Raw genomic sequence first — 17,629 nt, 5'->3', positions numbered from 1 at the left:
CGTGTGAAGGTGGCTGCCCCATCCCAAGCGGTAGTGGGAAGGGGCAGCCACCACTTTCATCAAGGGGCGTTAGATCGTCACCGTCCCGCTGTCTGTGCCATCGTCCACCTGAACAGTCAGGTTGGTGGGGATGGCGTCAAGCGTTGCCGCAAGCTGGAAGTTCTGGCCGTTCTCCGCTCCGTCCGCATCCACCTTCAGCTCGCCGGTCAGGCTGTTGTAGTTGACATAGTCCTGCACGTCCGTTGCCACTTCAAACAAGCCGGTCAGGTCCACCACATCGCCTTCTGCGCCTGAATAGTCGGCAATCATGTCGGCCGCGCTCAAGCTTGAAATCACGAAGGTGTCCGCGCCTTCACCGCCGAACAGGGTATCCGCGCCAAGCCCACCGTCTAGTCGATCATTGCCGCTTCCTCCCATCAAAACATCAGCGCCTTCCGAGCCAATGGCAAAGTCATTGCCTGTGCCCAGGTCCACAGTGTATCCCTTGTAGGAAAGGGTCAGATCCACGATGTCATGGCCGCCCATCATGAAAAAGCCCTCAACGTCGGCGTAGGAGCGGGCATCTGTGAACACCACAGCCTCATTTGCATCGCTGCCCAACGCCACATCGTGGGTGTCTGAGGTGCCGGTCACATCACCCATGAGTTGGGCCGTCTCGCCGCTTGCGAGTTCAACCGTTTCTCCGGTTTGGGTCAGGGTCAGCTCGTTCTCATTGTCAACGCTTACCAAGGCTGTGGTCTGCAAGGTCGCAGGCTGCGCTTCCCCATCGCTCACAGTGTAGGAGAGGGTGAGGGAACCCTCATAACCATCGGCCACGGTTACAAGCCAAGTTCCGGGTGTGGCACCGGTTGTCACTTGCGCCTGCGCATCTTCCGTCCCCACCTCCAGAACGGAGAGCTGCGTGGAATCCGCGTCCGCAATGTTGGTAAGCAGCTCAGCCTCAGTCAAAGTAAACTGAGCTGCGCCTTCCTTGTTCAGGGTCAGAGGTGCCGTTGCCTCGGGCTGGGCATTCACATTGACGGAGAACGCAGTGCCATCACCCGTGCCCTCGGTTGTCTTGGCCGTGGCCGTGCCCGAAAGTACACCGTCGAAGTCGGCAGGCAACATGGCCACAAGGCCCGCAAGCGTTGCTACAAACGCGGCCTCGCTGCCATAGGCACTGCGTGCGATGGTGACACTGCGACCATCCGGTGAGAGCGTTCCCGCGTTAAAGGTCGTCCCCTTGGGCAGGTTGGCAAAGGTGAGGCTCACCTCCTCCAGTGTCTCGGTGGATGGCCCCACCATGTCTGTAATGGTTGCGCTGAGGTTCAGCGTCACCGGAAGCACTTCGCCGGTTTGGGCGGTATCCTGAGTTTCAACATGAACGCTCACATCCGCTTGCGGTGTGATGGTGATGGCCAGTTTTTGGGCCTCAGAACTTTCCGTTGCATTGTCCGCGCTCTGATCGGCAACGGTCGGCTCGGAAGAGACCGCAACGACAGTCAGCGTGACAGGTGCCGCGCTGTCTTTGGCCGGCAAGAAGCTCACCGCACCAATGTCATCAGCCGCAATCTCTGCGGTGTCCGGTCCTGTGGCCACCGCAGTGCCATCAACAAGGATCTGCGCGCCATCTGGCACACCAGAGATGGTGTAGTGCGAGATCACCTCGGCGGGGTCGGTCACCTCGGCTAGAATGTTCAGTGCCACCGCCGTGTCTTCAAGGCCGGCGGCATCTTCAACAGTAAGGGTCGGCGCATCCGCATCCGGGGTCACCTTGAACAGGAAGTCCGCAGTCCCTGCATTGGTGTCGCCGTTGGAAAGCTCCAGCGTGTTTACCTCCAGCGTCAACCGCACCTGTTCGGGCAACACAACGCCATCCAGACGGGCGTTGGCGTCCTTCAGCCCAATCTCCAGTCGGGAATATTCGGCAGGCGACATTGTGAAGCTGCGCAAGCCTTCACTATCAAGCCCATTGTCCGCCCCCACATTCACGCTCATGAAATCGGGGAGGCCAGAGAGCGTGATGGTGTAAATCTCCGATCCATCCGTGTCTGGCGTTGCCGTTTCAATCACGCTTTCAAGGAGCGCCGTCATGTCTTCAAGCGCGGTTACCACGGGCAGCTCTTCGCCGCTGTCGGAGCCTTGTTCCAGGCCGGGGTCAAATGAAATCTGGCCCACATCCGCAATGGCTTCCACGGGCACCGTCACGGTGCTTGTGGTGCTCGCGCTGGAGCCATTGGGCTCCGTTGAGCTGACGGTCACCTTGATCGGGATGTCCCCGTGAAGATGCTGGGTTGGGATCAGCTTCAGGCTGGTAACGGAACTTGAGATCTCGTAGGTGAGAGTTCCGCCAGCTTGAGAGATGGGCGCAAGCACTTCGCCGCTCGCATCCGCCAACACACCTTGGCTTGCAGAAAGAGACAGCAGCATGGTGTCTGCCAGCGTTTCGCCCGGGTCCACCAAGCCCACATTGATGAACACCGGAATGGCGGTGTCTTCGCCGCCGCCGGGGCTGGTAACCCGCACACGCGGCGCATCGGCAACCGGGTCCACGTAAACGGTTGTCACCTGTTCCACCACTTCTGCCAGCCCGTAGCGCACATCCATGGACATGGAGGTCACTGTGAGCTGGTCCAGCCCATCAACCGGTGTGTCAGCGCTCGACATGTGCTTCGGGAAGGTGATGAAGTAGGTGGTCTGCGCATCCGCCACCGCATGGTTCAGGAAATAGGAACCTGTCACCGGGTTATAGGAAAGCGCATCCGCTGGCTCTGCGCGCAGCACCGATCCCGTCGGCACTCCCGTGATCTCAATGGAACCCTGCTGCGGGATCTTGGCAAACTCCCCGTCATAGTTGTTCAGCGTAATGGTAAAGGAGGCTTCCTGATCTTCCACGCCAACAAGGGGAGAGATGGTTACGTCCGGCGGCTCGGGAAGGGTGATTTCCGGCGGTGAGCCGCCTTCACCTTGCGGGGTTTTCTCTTCCACGCGCACATAAAAGTCCGCCTGAGCAATGGCAACGCCTTGCAGGGCCGCTGCGTCTGCCACATTGGTGCCCGTTGGAATGCGCTCATCGTTCTCCACCACAATGGCAGAAAGGGTGAACTGGTAATCCGTTGTCTCAGACACGTTCACCGGAATGAACTTCAGGTTGCCAATGTCGGCGGCGGACACGATCACGGCACCAGCGCCCGTGTCCACACCGTTCGCAAAGGAAACGGATGGCGCGGCCGTTATGCTTCCCGTGCGTGTTGCCATGGTAGAAAGCGCATCACCGGAAATGATGAAGTAAAGGTTCTCCGACCCATCGTAGTTGATGCCATCGGGCATCATTTCGGTCATCAGGCCGCCAAGGCGCACTGCCGCGCCATCTTCACCATTCACAACGGTGTCCAGGGTGAAGGCTTGCGCGTCCGTACCGATATAGGCCGCATCCGGCACAATCACCGTTGGTGTATCCGCAACACCGCTCACCTTCATGGTCAAGGTGCCGGTTTCCGTCTTCACCGGGCCGTCGGGATCGGTCGCTTCGCGCACCTGATATTGAATGCCCAGTGTGTAGTCCTCGTTGCTGTCACGGGGAGACAGGATGTGAAGGGTGCCAACCACGGCAGAGTCCACAGTCAACTGCCCGTTGCCATCAGCGAAAATCTCGATACCACCCGCTTCCGGGTCGCCAAGGAAGAACCGTGCCTGCTGTCCAACTGTGTTGGGAAGACCCTCGCCGAGTGTCAGGATCACATCGCCTGTCAACTCTTCCGGCGAGCCATCCCGTATGTCGATCAGGTTCCCGTCAATCGACGGGTTATACGCCACATCCTCCAAGAGGTGATGGGTCTCATTCGGGTTGCCGCCGTCAATGGAGGGCGAAATGCGAATGACCAGCTCACCGGTATCAGTTTGCCCGGTTTCCCTATCGTTGAGTTCGCGCGTTAAAACGCGGGCCGTAATCGTGGTCGTGCCATCAACACTGCGCTCCACTTCTCCTGTTTCGGCATTGGCCGTCAAAACGCCGGAGAAGTGCTGCGGAATTCCGCGCAGCACGGCGCTCTCCCACTGGCCGTTTTCAAGCGCCCAGTTGGTCATGCCGGTCTTCGGCTCCACACCCATCAATTTTGCGGGCGTCAACTCACCGTCTTCGGTGCGATAAAACACCACCACGCCCTTGGGTATGCCATAGATCCCAAGGGTTTCTATGGTTTCACTGCCCTCACTATCCGGGTTGGTCGGGAACAGCGGCACGTCCACCCAACCGCCTGCGGCATCCACTGTGGCTTCGCTCACCACAAACGCATCAGGCAGGGTGGAAAGGTCATTAACCGCTTCAACGTCAATATCAACGCCAACTGAAACGGTTGTGGTGGCTTCCGTTGCATTCTGCATGTCCCGCGCATCGGTCACATTCAGATCGACGGTTATGTCGCCAAAGAAGCCGGAGGAGTCTTGGCCTGGCAAGCTGTCGCTTGCATCCACATCCCGGTCATCGTGGGCAATCGGGGTCAGAAGCAAGCTTCCCTCGAAACTCTTTGTTTCCGGGGTGAACGTCACGGTTAGCTGGCCCGTCTGCGCATCATAAACCGCGCTGGAAATCTTGCTGGCTTCTGCACCAAACAAGCTTGGGTCGACAGTCCCTTCTGCATCATAGGCAAACCAAAGGTTCGGCAGATTGTTCACCACAAGGCTCGTCAGCTCTTCGGAGCCATCAAGGTCCGGCGTTGAGGCTTCAAGACCCAAGCTGATCGAGCGGTCCTCGTAAATTTCAACGGTTGGCACGTCTTCGCCAACGCTCACAGAAACCGGCGTGTTCGGGTCGTTATGGGGTGTTGTGTCAAAGCCATCATCGGATGGGGTCAGAGTGACGGTCAGGTTCGCCTGAGCAACCGGGTTCACGGTGATCTCGGTTTCAAAGGTGATGGTCACCGTGTTGTCTGAGGTGTCATATTCGTTGTCGCTAGCTTGAACCGTCTCAAAGACTTCAAGCACACCGGTCACCTCAAACACACCGCTATGATGCTCAGGGTAGGTGATGCCGAGGTTCTTCACGAACGCTTCATAGTCTGCGTTGCTCACGCCCTCCGGCTGGCTTACCACATAAACGGCCTTGCCCTGTTCCGCGAGGCCACGGGTAATGGTGCCGTGCTCAGCAGACTTGGAGGAGAACAGGGTCACATCGTTTGCAACCGACAACTCATCGCTGCCACTCTCACCCGTGGCAATGGTCAGGATCAGCGGACCATAGCGCTCAGAGCCATCCGTGTCCGACAGGCTGAGGCTGGTGATCCGCAACTTTGAGCTTCCTGCGCCCTCCAATGCTTCACTATGAACCTCATCCTGCGCAGTAAGCGTCGGATCACCCGCCACCGCATCCACGTCAACATCAACGGCATCACTGACAGTTGCGGTAGAGGAGGGCAGGCCGCTGGCCACATCCACCGCGGTTACGGTGGCGGTCAGTTCGCCGCCTGTAAGCGAGGCGATGTCGAGGCTCTGTCCACTGTCTGGCGTCAGGATCAGATCACCGACCCAGTTGGTAACGCCCGCCTTCAGGGCAATGGTCAGGGCACCTGTCGACCCATTGTAGCTTGCGGACTGAATGTCGTCGGCGCCTGTGGTGAAGGTCGAAAGGTCTACAGCATTTGCGCCGGAAAGGGTTGGCCAGCCATCGGGCACATTTTGCAGCACGATGGTTGTGAGGCTTTCTGAGCCATCCGTATCGGCGGTCTTTGCTTCAATGTGCACCGTAAACGGAGCACCTTCCTTGACGATCTGGGTATCGCCGCTGGAGCTGTGCGCCACAACCGATAGCGCGATTTCTGGCTCGGCAACCGGCAACACGCGCACGGTAAAGGCAGTGGTGTCGCTGCCCTCGTTGGTGTTGGCGGACAAGGTGCCGGTGACCTTTCCGGAAAAATGCTGCGGTACACCAGCGAGCACCAGAGCTTCCAGTTCAGCTTCCGTCCCTTGCCACAGGCCAGTCTGAGCATCGTAGCGGCCGCCATTGAACGTGGCCCCTTGCGGCAAGCCGGAAAACTGGATGCTGACGGGTTCGTTCAGTACCTCAGACCCATCGCTGTCCGAAACGGAGACGGAGAGGTTCAAAGGGATGGCGCTAAAGGTGTCTTCGCTCACTGTTTCATCCTGCGCCGTCAAGGATATGTCCTCGCGCGCGCGGATGGTCACACGGCCACTGGCGGTTTTGGTGCCCTCGCTGGTCACCACCGTCACGTCATAGGTGACGGGTGTCTCTGGCTGGCCCTCAGGCGCACTTGTCGTGCTGTGGTCCTTCGGGAACCTCAAGCGCAAGTCACTTGCCTGCTTCGCGCTGCCGGTCCAGATGCCCGTCTCGATGTCCAGTGTACCTCTGTCGGCGGTGGTGCCTTCCGGCAGGCCATTAAAAGCGATGGTTACCGTGTCCGGAGTGGTGTTCGTCCCTTCCGAGCCGTCACGGTCAGTAATGTTGGCCGAAAGCTTCAGGTCAACCAGAACACCTTCACTACTTGCGTCCTCGTATGCCGTCACGTTTCGTGCTGAAAGGTCAATATCCACCTCATGCGCCACGGTAACAGCAAACGGCAGTGAGGCGATGCCGTTTTCGTCAGTGGTTATGGTCAGCTGGCCGTCGATCACGCTACCCGGGTTGGTGGTGGAATAGTCTGCAGGCAGCTTCACGATCACTTCGCTCAAGGACGCGTGGTTGCCAAGGTAAGTGAGCTTGCCATCCGTCAGTGGCGCAGCCTCGAAAGACTGGCCTCCATTGGTGGAGATCTGGGTGCTCTGCGGCAGCCCTGACATCTCCAGCGCAATCGTTTCAATGCTCTCCGAGCCATCAAGATCCGTCGCCGCTCCGTCGAAGTAATCGTCGAGCTTGATTTCAAGGCCCGCGCCGGTGCGATCCGTCTCTGTAAGGGCAATGGTCGCCACCTCGCCTGAGGTCTCCATCGCTTGCGCATACCCAAGAGAAACATCGCCTTCCACGTCAACACGCAGCTTGAACGGCGTTGCGGTGCTGATGCCCTCGTTGGAAGTTGCGGTGACTTCACCCACCAGCGGCCCCTTGTCCGACTGTGTGGCATAGTCAGCCGGGAGCGTCAGCACGATGGTGTCGAACGCGCTTGGCGAACCTGTAAAGCGGAAAGTGCCGCTGCCATCGATCTCGCCAATGTTTACCGCGGCACCAGACGGCAGGCCTTCCATCACAAGGGTGATGCTCTCGATCAGTTCCGAGCCGTCCGCGTCCGTTGCAATCACGGCGATGTTGTCGGCAAGGTTCACGGTGATCGCGCTGTCCGTTTCCGTCAGGTGGAAATCACGGGTCTCGATGTTGATGTCAACGGTCGGCTCAATCGAGAGCGATGTTTCGAAGGCCAGCTGGCCTTCTGCCCCTTCAATCACCGTCGAAAGGGCGATGGGCTTGCTCTCGACCAACCCGGTTCGATAAAGCTCCACGTTGTCGATCAGTGCGCCAAAGGCGTTGTTCAGCGCTGCATGTTCTGTAAACGCCAACCGGTCCAGCCCGCCGGTGCCTTCCACCTGCAAGCTGATTGTTGACCAGCCCTTGCCCCATTGCGGGTTCACAGAGGCAATGGTCTCGCCGTTCCACGTCACATCGAAGGCGCTGGATTCCCACACCCGCGTTGCCACATCAAAGGTAAGCTGATAAGTGCCACCGGCCTCGGTTTGAATGTCCTGATAGACCGTGTCCACCTCCCGTTCCGCATCCAGCTCCATGAACTGGTTGCCGTCGGTCGCGTTGATGCCAACCCCGGTGTTCTGGATCTCAATTCGGCCACCGCTCCAGCCGGCTACGCCAACACCATCCACGAAGGAGCCCCACACCTTGCCGCCCAGATCAACAGTTTCGAACGAGCCGTTGAATATCAGGTTCTCACCGGAGATATCGCCCCGGTTGGTGGTGGAATAGTCTTCAGGGAAGGTGAGGGCGAGGGCGTTGGCCTCGTTCACGGTGCCGGTCCATGTGAGCGCGCCAAGGTCCAGTGTTCCGCCATTGGCGGTGGTGCCATCGGGCAAGCGGTCAAAGGTAATGGTGACCGCATCCTCCGCGTTCCAGTCCGCGCCCAATTGGCCAAGGTGTACTGCACTTGCCGAAAAGCCAACGTCAATGGTAACGCCCTGACCATCTCCGTCTTCTGTTCCGGTTGCGTCCTCCATGATCCGATCATTGCCGATCTTGAAGGCCAGCGTTTTCTCGCCGCCCTCATCCGTGCGCATGGTCAAATCACCAAAGACGGATAGCTCATCGCTTTGCGGTGAAATCGGCGGCAGAGCCAATACCAGACCCGCAAGGGTCGCTGCTGGTCCTGTGTAATTCACCGCGCCGTCCGAAACCACACCTTCCATAAACGTGGCCCCGCCGTCGGTGGAGAACTGCGTTCCGTGAGGCAAACCGGTGAGATTCAGCGTCAGCGTGGTGAGCGCTTCAGAGCCATCCGCATCTGTTGCTGCGGCAGAAAAGTAATCGGCAAGCGTCACCAAAACCGCGTCGCCGCCACTGTCTGTTTCCGCAAGCATCACTTGCGCATCCTCGCCAGAGGTGTCCATGGCCTGCGTATAGTCGAAGGCAAGGTCTGCCTCCGCACTCACAAAAATGCTGATGGGCTGGGTTGCGCTTGACCCTTCATTGGACTGGGCCCAGATGCTACCCGTAATTTGTGTTGCCGGATTTTCCGTCGAAAAGTCCTTGGGTAGGGTGAACTCAAGGGCCAAATAGTCGTGAAGGCTCCCTGAGAATGTGAAGACACCCTCAGCAGAAATCTCTCCGGCGCTGGGCACCGAACCTGCGGGCAGGCCGTGAAGCTCCACATCTACCCGCGTAATGTTCTCGGAAAGGTCGCTGTCCAGCACCGCAACCCGCGCGTGGTCCGAAAGCGTGAAGCGGATTGCCTCATCGCTCTCCGAAAGCCGCACGTCCTCTGTCACCACGGAAATGTCCTGGGTCGCTTCCACCGTCAGCGTTGCGTCCGCTGTCATTTGCCCTTCCGGGGTCGTTACCGTGGTGGTGTAGCGGATCGGCCCATCTTCAATCAACTCTGCCTTGGTAAGCCGCACGTTGTCCAACAGCGCCCCGAGGGCATCGTTCTGGGTGTCCAGTTCCGAGAACGTCAGCCGATCCAGGCCGCCGGTGCCTTCCACTTGCAAGGTGATTGTCACCCAGTCGCGCCCTTCCGGCACCACCGTTGAAATCACCGTATCGTTCCAGCTCACATCGAAAGTGCTGGTCCAGAGGAACTTGGCGGAAACGTCAAAGCTCAGAAGGTAGACTTGGCCTTCTTCGGTCTGCACTTCCTGCGAGATGCTGTCCAGACCCCGTTCTGCATCCAGCTCCAGCCATTGCTCGCCGTCGCTGGCCGTACCGATCCAGCTGGTCTTTTGTAGCTCCATATCGCCACCCGACCAGCCCGTCAGGTTCTGCTCAGCGCTGAACGCCTTCCAAACTTGTCCATCCAGACTGTCTGCCTCAAAAGAACCGTTGACGATCAGGTTCTCGCCGGTCGCCTCCCAGTGGTGTGTGCTTGCAAAGTGTTCCGGAAACGTCAGGGTCAGCGCGTTGGCTTCGTTCACGGAGCCGGTCCACGTCAGACCAGCCACATCCAGCGCGCCGCCGTTTGCGGTGGTGCCTTCCGGCAAGCGATCAAAGGTTATGGTCACCGTATCCGGCGTGTCCGCCGTACCTTCAGATGCGTCGCGGTCCGTAATCGCTGCTGAGATACCCAGCTTTACCGCGGTGCCTGCGCCAGAGGCATCTTCCGTCCCGCTCACATCATCAGAAGTCAGCTCAATGTCCGCCTCATGGGCCACAGTCACCCCAAAGCTGATGCTTTCCTCGCCGCCTTCATCTGTGGTCGCGGTGAAAACACCCTGAATGTCGCTCAACGGGTTTGTGCTGGAATAATCCGCTGGCAGCGCCAACACCAGATTGGCCAGTGTGCTTGCCGCACCATGGTAGCTCAGTGAGTTGCCCAGCATGTTTGCGCTGGAAAACGTCTCGCCGCCATCCTTGGAAAGCAGCGTGCCTTCCGGCAGATCGAAGATCTCAAAGGCGATGGTGGCAAGGCTTTCGGAGCCATCAGTGTCTGTCGCTTGCGCGGTGAAATAGTCACCCAGATGCACCAGAAGGGCATCTGCGCCACTGTCCGTTTCGCTAAGCGCAATAACAGGGGAGCCGCCAGAGGTATCCACCGCATCTGTCAGCCCAACCGAAATGTCTCCTTCTGCAGCCACTGTCAGGCTGAACGGCGTCACACTGCTTGTGCCTTCGTTGGAGATTGCAGAGGCCGTGCCGCTGAGTGTTGCGGCGGGATTTGCCGTTGAAAAATCCTTGGGCAATGTCAGGCTCAGGTCCGCAAATTCTACCTGTGTGCCGGTCCAGCTGAAGCTGCCATCTGGGGCCAAAGTACCTGCGCTCACCTGAGTGCCCTCTGGAAGGCCGTTGAGCGTGACGGAAATGCTCTCCAGTACTTCCGAGCCATCCGCATCGGTCACCTTCACCGAGACAAGGTCGCCAACCATCACCGTCAGCGGTGCATCTCCTTCGGTGTAGGCTGCGTCTTTGGCCTCTATCTTGATGTCCTGCGTGGGGGTGACTTCCAGCGTTGAAATGGTGCGCTCTGCCCCTTCCGGCGTCATCACCGTGGTGCGCATCACGATGGGCGCATCTTCCATCACCACCGCTTCAAAAAGCTTCACATTGTCGATGAACGCTCCGAACGCGCTGTTTTGTGAGGCAAGCTCTGTAAAGGTCAGCCGGTCCATTCCGCCCGTGCCTTCCACGGTCAGCGTAATGGTTTCCCATTGCCGCCCTTCCGGCACAACGGTGGAGATCACCTCGCCATTCCAGCTCACATCAAAGGTGCTGGTGTTGTAAAACCGCGTCGATACATCGAACGAAAGCTGGTATTGCGTGCCTGCCTCGGTTTTCACGTCTTGGTGGACGGAGTCCACCCCTCGTTCCGCGTCCAGCTCCATCCATTGCTGGCCGTTGGAGGCCGCGTGCCCCCAGTGCGTGTTTTGAATCTCGACCCGCTCGCCCGTCCAGCCGGGCACACCGTCTCCGCCCACGAAAGAGCCCCAACCGGTAGCCTCCACATAGGTGTCTTCAAAGGAGCCGTTGATAATCAGGTTGTCGCCAAATGTTACCTGCTTGGCGGTGGTGGAATAGTTTTCAGGGAAGGTCAGCGCCAACGCTTTGGCTTCGTTGATCGATCCTGTCCATTTCAGTGCCCCCATGTCCAGCGTGCCGGTGTTGGCGGAGGTCCCGTCCGGCAGGCGGTCAAACAGAATGGTCACGGTGTTCGGGGTGTCGCCATGGCCTTCGGAGCCGTCTGCATCGGTAATGTTTGCGGAGATCGCCAGTTGCACCGTCGTGCCACCGCTGGCCGCTTCTGCTGCCGTCACGTTCTCAGCGGAAAGCTCAATGTCCGCCTCTGGCTTGACACGAATGTCAAAGCCCTGCGTTGCCCGGCCATATTCATCAGAATAGGCCGAGAACAGTCCCTTGATGGCACCTGCGCTGGCATAGTCCGCTGGAATTTCCAGAACCAGTTTGCCAAAGACTTCCGCCGGGCCTTTGTAGCTTAGTGACCCGCCGGAGATGGCCGCGCTTGAAAAACTCGTCCCCCCATCCGTTGAAAACCGGGCACCATCGGGCAGACCGCTCAGGCGCACTTCCACCGTGATCAGGGATTCCGACCCGTCGTCATCCTCCACCCGCATGCCAAGATAGTCCGAAAGCCGCACCTGCAACGGCGCGTTGCCCGCATCGGTCTCCTGCAAGGCTATGGTCGGCTTGGAACCGGAAAGGTCCATGGCTGCGGTCACGCCCACCACCACATCACCCTCTACAGGATCAAACGCCTCAAGCGGAATGAAAGCCTCATAGCCATGGGCGTAGGCCTTGGTAATCTGAAATGTGAACGCCCCAAACTGTGAACCCGCGCCGAATGTGAGCGACATGCCTGCAACTTGCGCGCCTGTGCCGGAAAACACCCAGCTTCCGTCTGCATATTGCTCGCCATCGCTGGAGCTGGTTTCACCTGGTAGGCCTTGCAGGCGAATGGAGACGCTCTCTGCATTTTCAAGGTCTGTCAGTTGTTCTCCAACAAGACCGAGGGCCTCTGCCATGGAAACGGTTGCGGCACCGTCGGCACCCGCTCCTTGACCCGCCGAAGCAGCAAGCGTTCCTGTACTGGGGTTGCCAACTTCCATGTGAAAGACGCCTCGGGAAACGTCCCCCTCATGGGTCAGTGGCACTGAGCCAACCACAAACCCTGTAAAATCAGAGGGCAGTTGCAATTCCAGCGCCGCCGCTTCTTCCAGGGTGCCCATCCAGATGCCGTTCTCGTTCAAGCTGCCCAGGTTGACAGCGGAGTAGGGCGGCAAATAGCCAAACTCAATGATGATCTGGCCTGCGCTGGGCCTGTCGCCAAGGCTGCTTTCGTGCGCCTCTCCGCCTTGCTCTGTGATGCTGCGGTAATAGTCAAAATCAACTAGGGGACCAATACCGATAGTCTTTACGCCTTGCTCACTTTCCAAAATGCCGGTCACAGCACTATTGGTGTAAGCAGATCCGGCATTGTCTACCGATCCCTGCGTGCTCTTGTTGTCTCGGTCCTGTTCAGTGGCGTTAAGTTGTTCGTTGTTATCAGCCATTCTGTTACTCTCGAAACTGTACTCTAAGGTTTTGTTTGGGTTTACTTGTTTGTCGGGAGAAAGCCTTCGCCCATCTCTATTCACCGTGTTTCCTGTCACGCTCCCTTGTCAGGCACGCCTCGTGGGGATGTTTGCAAGATGCAACAATGCGCGCGAAACATCCCAAGTGCCTGCCATGGAGCCGGTGCCCGGAAGTACCTGGGTTCACCTGTGGCGCACACAGCGCCTGTTGCCGTTGCCGCCGTTCAGGGCAAATTGTTCTCTTTTATCAAAGCCTCTGCGGGCTGTTGGGCGCCATTTGCCTTTTGCAAAGGCCAAGCCGCTCTCTGCTGGCTGTGCGGGGCGCGCCCTGCTTTTTTTCCGTAGCGCCGATGTTTTTTCTTGGGCTTCTGGGGTCTTTTGGGTCCCTCTGATCACTGCCCTATGAACTTTCTGGCGCTAATGCAGGAAGCATGCCTGTTCATTTGCTGGGTAAACAGCAGCGCAATCGGTTGGGCGAGTAGTTTGGCGTGCAGTTGGCTGAGCGGGGGAGCGAGCAGTTGGGCGTGGAGTTGGGCAAGCGGTTGGCGTGGAGTTGTGCGAGTAGTTGGGCAAGTGGTCGGACGAACAGTTGGGGAGGCGGCTGGGCGAGCGGTTTGGTAAGCGGTTTGGTAAGCGGTGGGGCTATGAATTGGGCAGGTGTTTTGGCGAGCGGTTGGAAAGTGCTGCCCTATGGCCGTGATCCCAATCTCTGTTTCCGCCTCACTCTCCAACGTTGGTCATCTCACCCCTCCCTGTTGCCTGTCATTCTGGGCTTGACTCGGGATCCAGCTGTTTGGCTCGGCGGGAGAGGGCGGTGGTTGTTTGGAGTCTTAGCGCTGGCTGGTTGAGCGTTTGGGCAGTAGACGCTCAGCACTGTTCCTTCCGTCTTACTCTCCCATTGTTCATCCCAACCTCTGCTCTCACCGCCCCATCTTTCGGCGATCATCCCGGCCTTGACCCGGGATCCAGATAGGTGGTTCGACAGGAGAGGGCGGTGGTTGCCGGCTCGGCTTCTCACACAGCTGTCTTGCTGCCCTCTGTCCCACTGTCCTCACGCTTTCGGCCCGCCGTGTTAGATCGTGCGCCGATTGCTTGAACGCGTGCTGCCTGTCTGGCTGACTGCAGGCTTAGTGCCTGCACACCCCACGGAGTGGCCTGTTGGATGTCATGTGTGTATGTTTTAAATGACGCTTTGTTCAAGTGCTGGGGGCATTCTGCGTTAGCACGTCGGGGGCCTTACTCTGCTCCTTTCGCCTTACTCTCCCATTGGTCATCCCAACCTCTGCTCTCACTGCCCTATCTCAGCGCTGTCATCCCGGGCTTGACCCGGGATCCAGTTGTGTGTGGTTCGGCAGGTGAGGGCGGTGGTTGGGTGAAGGCAGAGCTTTTGCTGGCTGAGCGTTTGCTGACTTTACTCTTGTTCCGACCCGCGCCGTTTGAGGGTGTGTTGCCTGCCCGCCCTACTGAGTGGCCTGTCGGATGTCATGTGCGATTGTTTTAAATGATGCTCTGTTAAGCTCTTTTGAGTCACGGCTCTTGGTCAGCTTTGCCTCTTACTATTCTGCGTCTTCTGCGTCCGCCTCCGCCCCGTCTCTCGTCGGTCATCCCGGCACCGCAGATGCTTTTTGTTTTGCGCGGGATACCGGATCTGCGTCTCGCTGCGCTCGCCTTGTCCGGCATGACGGTTGTGGTTTGGTTTATCGGATATCTGTTTAGCTCTTCGTCTGCTTCATCTATTGGCTGTCATCCCGGGCTTGACCCGGGATCCAGTTCTGCGTTCGGCGAGTGGGGGCGGTGGTTGCCGGCTTGGCTTTCCATTCAGCTGCGTTGCTGCGCTCTGCCCCACTTTGCTCTCGCTTGTGGCCCGCCGTGTTACATCGTGCGGCGACTGCTTGAACGCGCGCTGCCTGTCTGGTTGACTGCAGGCTTAGTGCCCGCACACCCCACGGAGTGGCCTGTTGGATGTCATGTGCGGCTGTATAAAATGACGCTTTGTTCAAGTGCTGGGGCATTCTTCGTTAGCACATTGGGCCTTACTCTGCTCCTTCCGCATTACTCTCCCGTTGGTCCTTCCACCTGCGCCACATGCTCTCGGTTGTCATCCCGGACTTGACCCGGGATGCAGTTGTGTGGTTCGGCAGGTGAGGGCGTTTGGTGGTCGGGGTTTGCAGGAGCGCTTCTGTGTTTGCGTGCGTTGATGCTTAAAATCCGCGTTTCGTGCAAAGCAACGCAAATTGAACGCATGGGTTATTCCCGCAGGTTATGCTGTTTTGCGTGCGGCACACTCGCGGTCAGTTGCGGTCGTGGCAAGGGGATATCTTTTGTTCGGGCAGCGGCTCTTTTCCTCTCCTCTGCATTATTGCATTGTCCTGCCGCGAGAGGAGGAGAGGGGGATAAGTTTTTCGCGCTTGGCTAAGGCGAGCCTTCCATGGGTTTGGCTTGAAAGGGGGACAAGTAGACGCGTCCCGCGGCTGCGTTGTAATTGCAGAATGCTTGTCGTCCTGCGCACGGTGAGGGTGGCGTTAGGTGCAGTCCAGAGTTTGCTGTCCCCCTTAATCTCACGAGTGCGAGTTGTTTTCCGCGTTCCTAATCCAATTTGAGGCGTGATTGGCAGAGATGTTTTTGTTTTGCGCTGGATACCGGATCTGCGTCTCGCTGCGCTCACCTTGTCCGGCATGACGGTGTTGGGGTGGCTTGCAGGCCCGGCTTTTCATTCCGCCGCTCTGCCCCTCTGTCCCCTCAATAGCAATCCGCCGTGTTACATCGTGCGGCGACTGCTTGAATGCGGCCCGCTGCCCCGCTCCCTCCCACCTGCTGCTCGCCATCTCTGATAGCGCTCTGGATGCCATGCGCGGCTGTTTAAAATGACGCTTTGTTCAGTCTGTGGGATTGTCCCGCTCTCTGCGACACGTCGAGGCCTCCTCTTATTCGACGTCCTCCGCCTCATGCTCTGGGTTCTCATCCCGGGCTTGACCCGGGATCCAGCTGTGCGGCTCGGCAGGAGAGGGCGGTTGTTATTTGGAGGCGGATCGCTGGCTGGCTGAGCGTTTGCTGACTTTACTCTTTTCCGGACCCACGCAGACAGGGTCGCGTGCCGCGTGTCCGCTGGTCCCGCATATTTTGGGCAGTGATGCGCCCGCCAGCGGCCACACTTCTCTGGTCCGTAGTTTCTTTTTATTTTGCGCTGGATACCGGATCGGCGTCTCGCTGCGCTCACCTTGTCCGGCATGACGGTTGTGGGTGGGTTGAGCGGTTAGGCTTTCCATTCAGCAGCTCTGTCCCCTCAATGGCAACCTGCGGTGTTCGCCCGAGCGCCTATTGCTTGAACGCAGGCCGGCTGCCCAGCCGCCGTCAAACCTGCAGCCTGCCATCCGTGATCGGCCGCCGAATGCCATGCGCGACTGTTTAAAATGACGCTCTGTCCAGCCTTGGGAGCCGCTCCTCTTGGTCAGCTTTGCCTCTTACTATTCTGCGTCTTCTGCGTCCGCCCCGTCTCCCTCCGCCTCCCGCTCGCGGCGATCATCCCGGCCTTGTTCCCTCGGCTGTCATCCCGGGCTTGACCCGGGATCCAGATGGGCGGTTCGGCAGGAGGGGGCGGTTGTTGGTTAGAGGCATTACGCTTGCTGGTTTGTCATTTGCCCGGCCTCGCGGAGGCGGTTTGCGTGCTGATCTTCCGCCCGCGGATTGCGTGCTGCGCGTCCGCTGTTCGCGGACCGACTGGGCAGCAATACCGTTTGGGCCACGTCGCCATAGCCGGCGGCCTTCGTTTCTCCGCTCCGCAGTTGCTTTTTGTTTTGCGCTGGATACCGGATCTGCGTCTCGCTGCGCTCGCCTTGTCCGGCATGACGGTGGTGGGGGGGAGCGGTTCGGCTTTCTACACGGCTGTGTTGCTGTCCTCTGCCCCACTTTGCTATCGCTTGCGGCCCGCCGTGTTACATCGTGCGGCGACTGCTTGAATGCGGCCCGCTGCCCCGCTCCCTCCCACCTGCTGCACGTCATCCATGATCGGCCGCCGAATGCCATGCGCGGTTGTTTTAAATGACGCTTTGTTCGAGTGCTGGGGGCATTCTTCGTTAGCACGTCGGGGGCCTTACTCTGCTCCCTTCGCCTCACCCTCCCATTGGTCCTCCGCCCCACGCGCTTGCCTGTCATCCCGGGCTTGACCCGGGATCCAGATGGGCGGTTCGGCGAGAGAGGGCGGTGGTTGGTTGGAGGCTTAGCGCTGGGGCCTGAGCATTTGCCCGGTCTCGCGGTGGCGGTTTGCGTGCCGATCTTCCGCCCGCGGATTGCGTGCTGCACGTCCGCTTACCAGCCATTTTTTGGGCAGCAATACCGTTTGGGCCTCGTTGCTGCCGGCAGCGGCTTTGGTTTCTCCGCTCCGCAGTTGCTCTGTGCTGGATACCGGATCAGCGTCTCGCTGCGCTCGCCTTGTCCGGCATGACGGTGGTGGTTTGGCCGATCGGTTCGGCTTTCTACACGGCTGTCTTGCAGACATTCGCCCTACTTTGCTCTCGCTAGCAATCCGCCTTGTTACATCGTGCGCCGACTGCTTCAACGCGGGCCCGCTGCCTAGCGGCCTCCCGCCTGCTGCCGGCTGCCCAGCCGCCGTCGAACCTGCCGCACGCCATCTCTGATAGCGCTCCGGATGCCGTGCACGGCTGTTTTAAATGATCCTTTGTTCAGTCTGTGGGATTGTCCCGCCCTCTGCGACACGTTGAGGGCTCCTGTCATTCTGCTTCAGTCTCCGCCACCTTTTTCGGTTGTCATCCCGGGCTTGACCCGGGATCCAGATGTGCGGCTCTCCAGGTGAGGGCGGTTGCGGTTGGGCTGGGGAGAGCGGTTTTGTGGGAGGGGTTATGTGTGCGCTGTCTGTGCTCGCCTTGTCCGGCATGACGGTTGTGGGAGTGTGTGCGCTCGTTGTGTTTTGGTTTTGATTTTGTGTTTCCACATTGGGTTTTGGGTG

At 58.9% G+C, this 17,629-nt stretch carries 1 protein-coding gene; it reads right to left on the bottom strand.

The features are described 5' to 3' along the window. Positions 1 to 69: 69 nt before the first annotated feature. Positions 70 to 12,645 (bottom strand): DUF642 domain-containing protein, encoded by a 12,576-nt coding sequence (locus PUV47_RS14170; RefSeq protein WP_274219235.1) that lies wholly within the window; start codon positions 12,643 to 12,645, stop codon positions 70 to 72. Positions 12,646 to 17,629 lie beyond the last annotated feature (4,984 nt).

The organism is Pseudovibrio exalbescens (assembly GCF_028737195.1).
GTDB lineage: Bacteria > Pseudomonadota > Alphaproteobacteria > Rhizobiales > Stappiaceae > Pseudovibrio > Pseudovibrio zosterae.
Note: the sequence above shows the minus strand (reverse complement) of the source record. Positions and strands in the feature narration are given on the sequence as shown.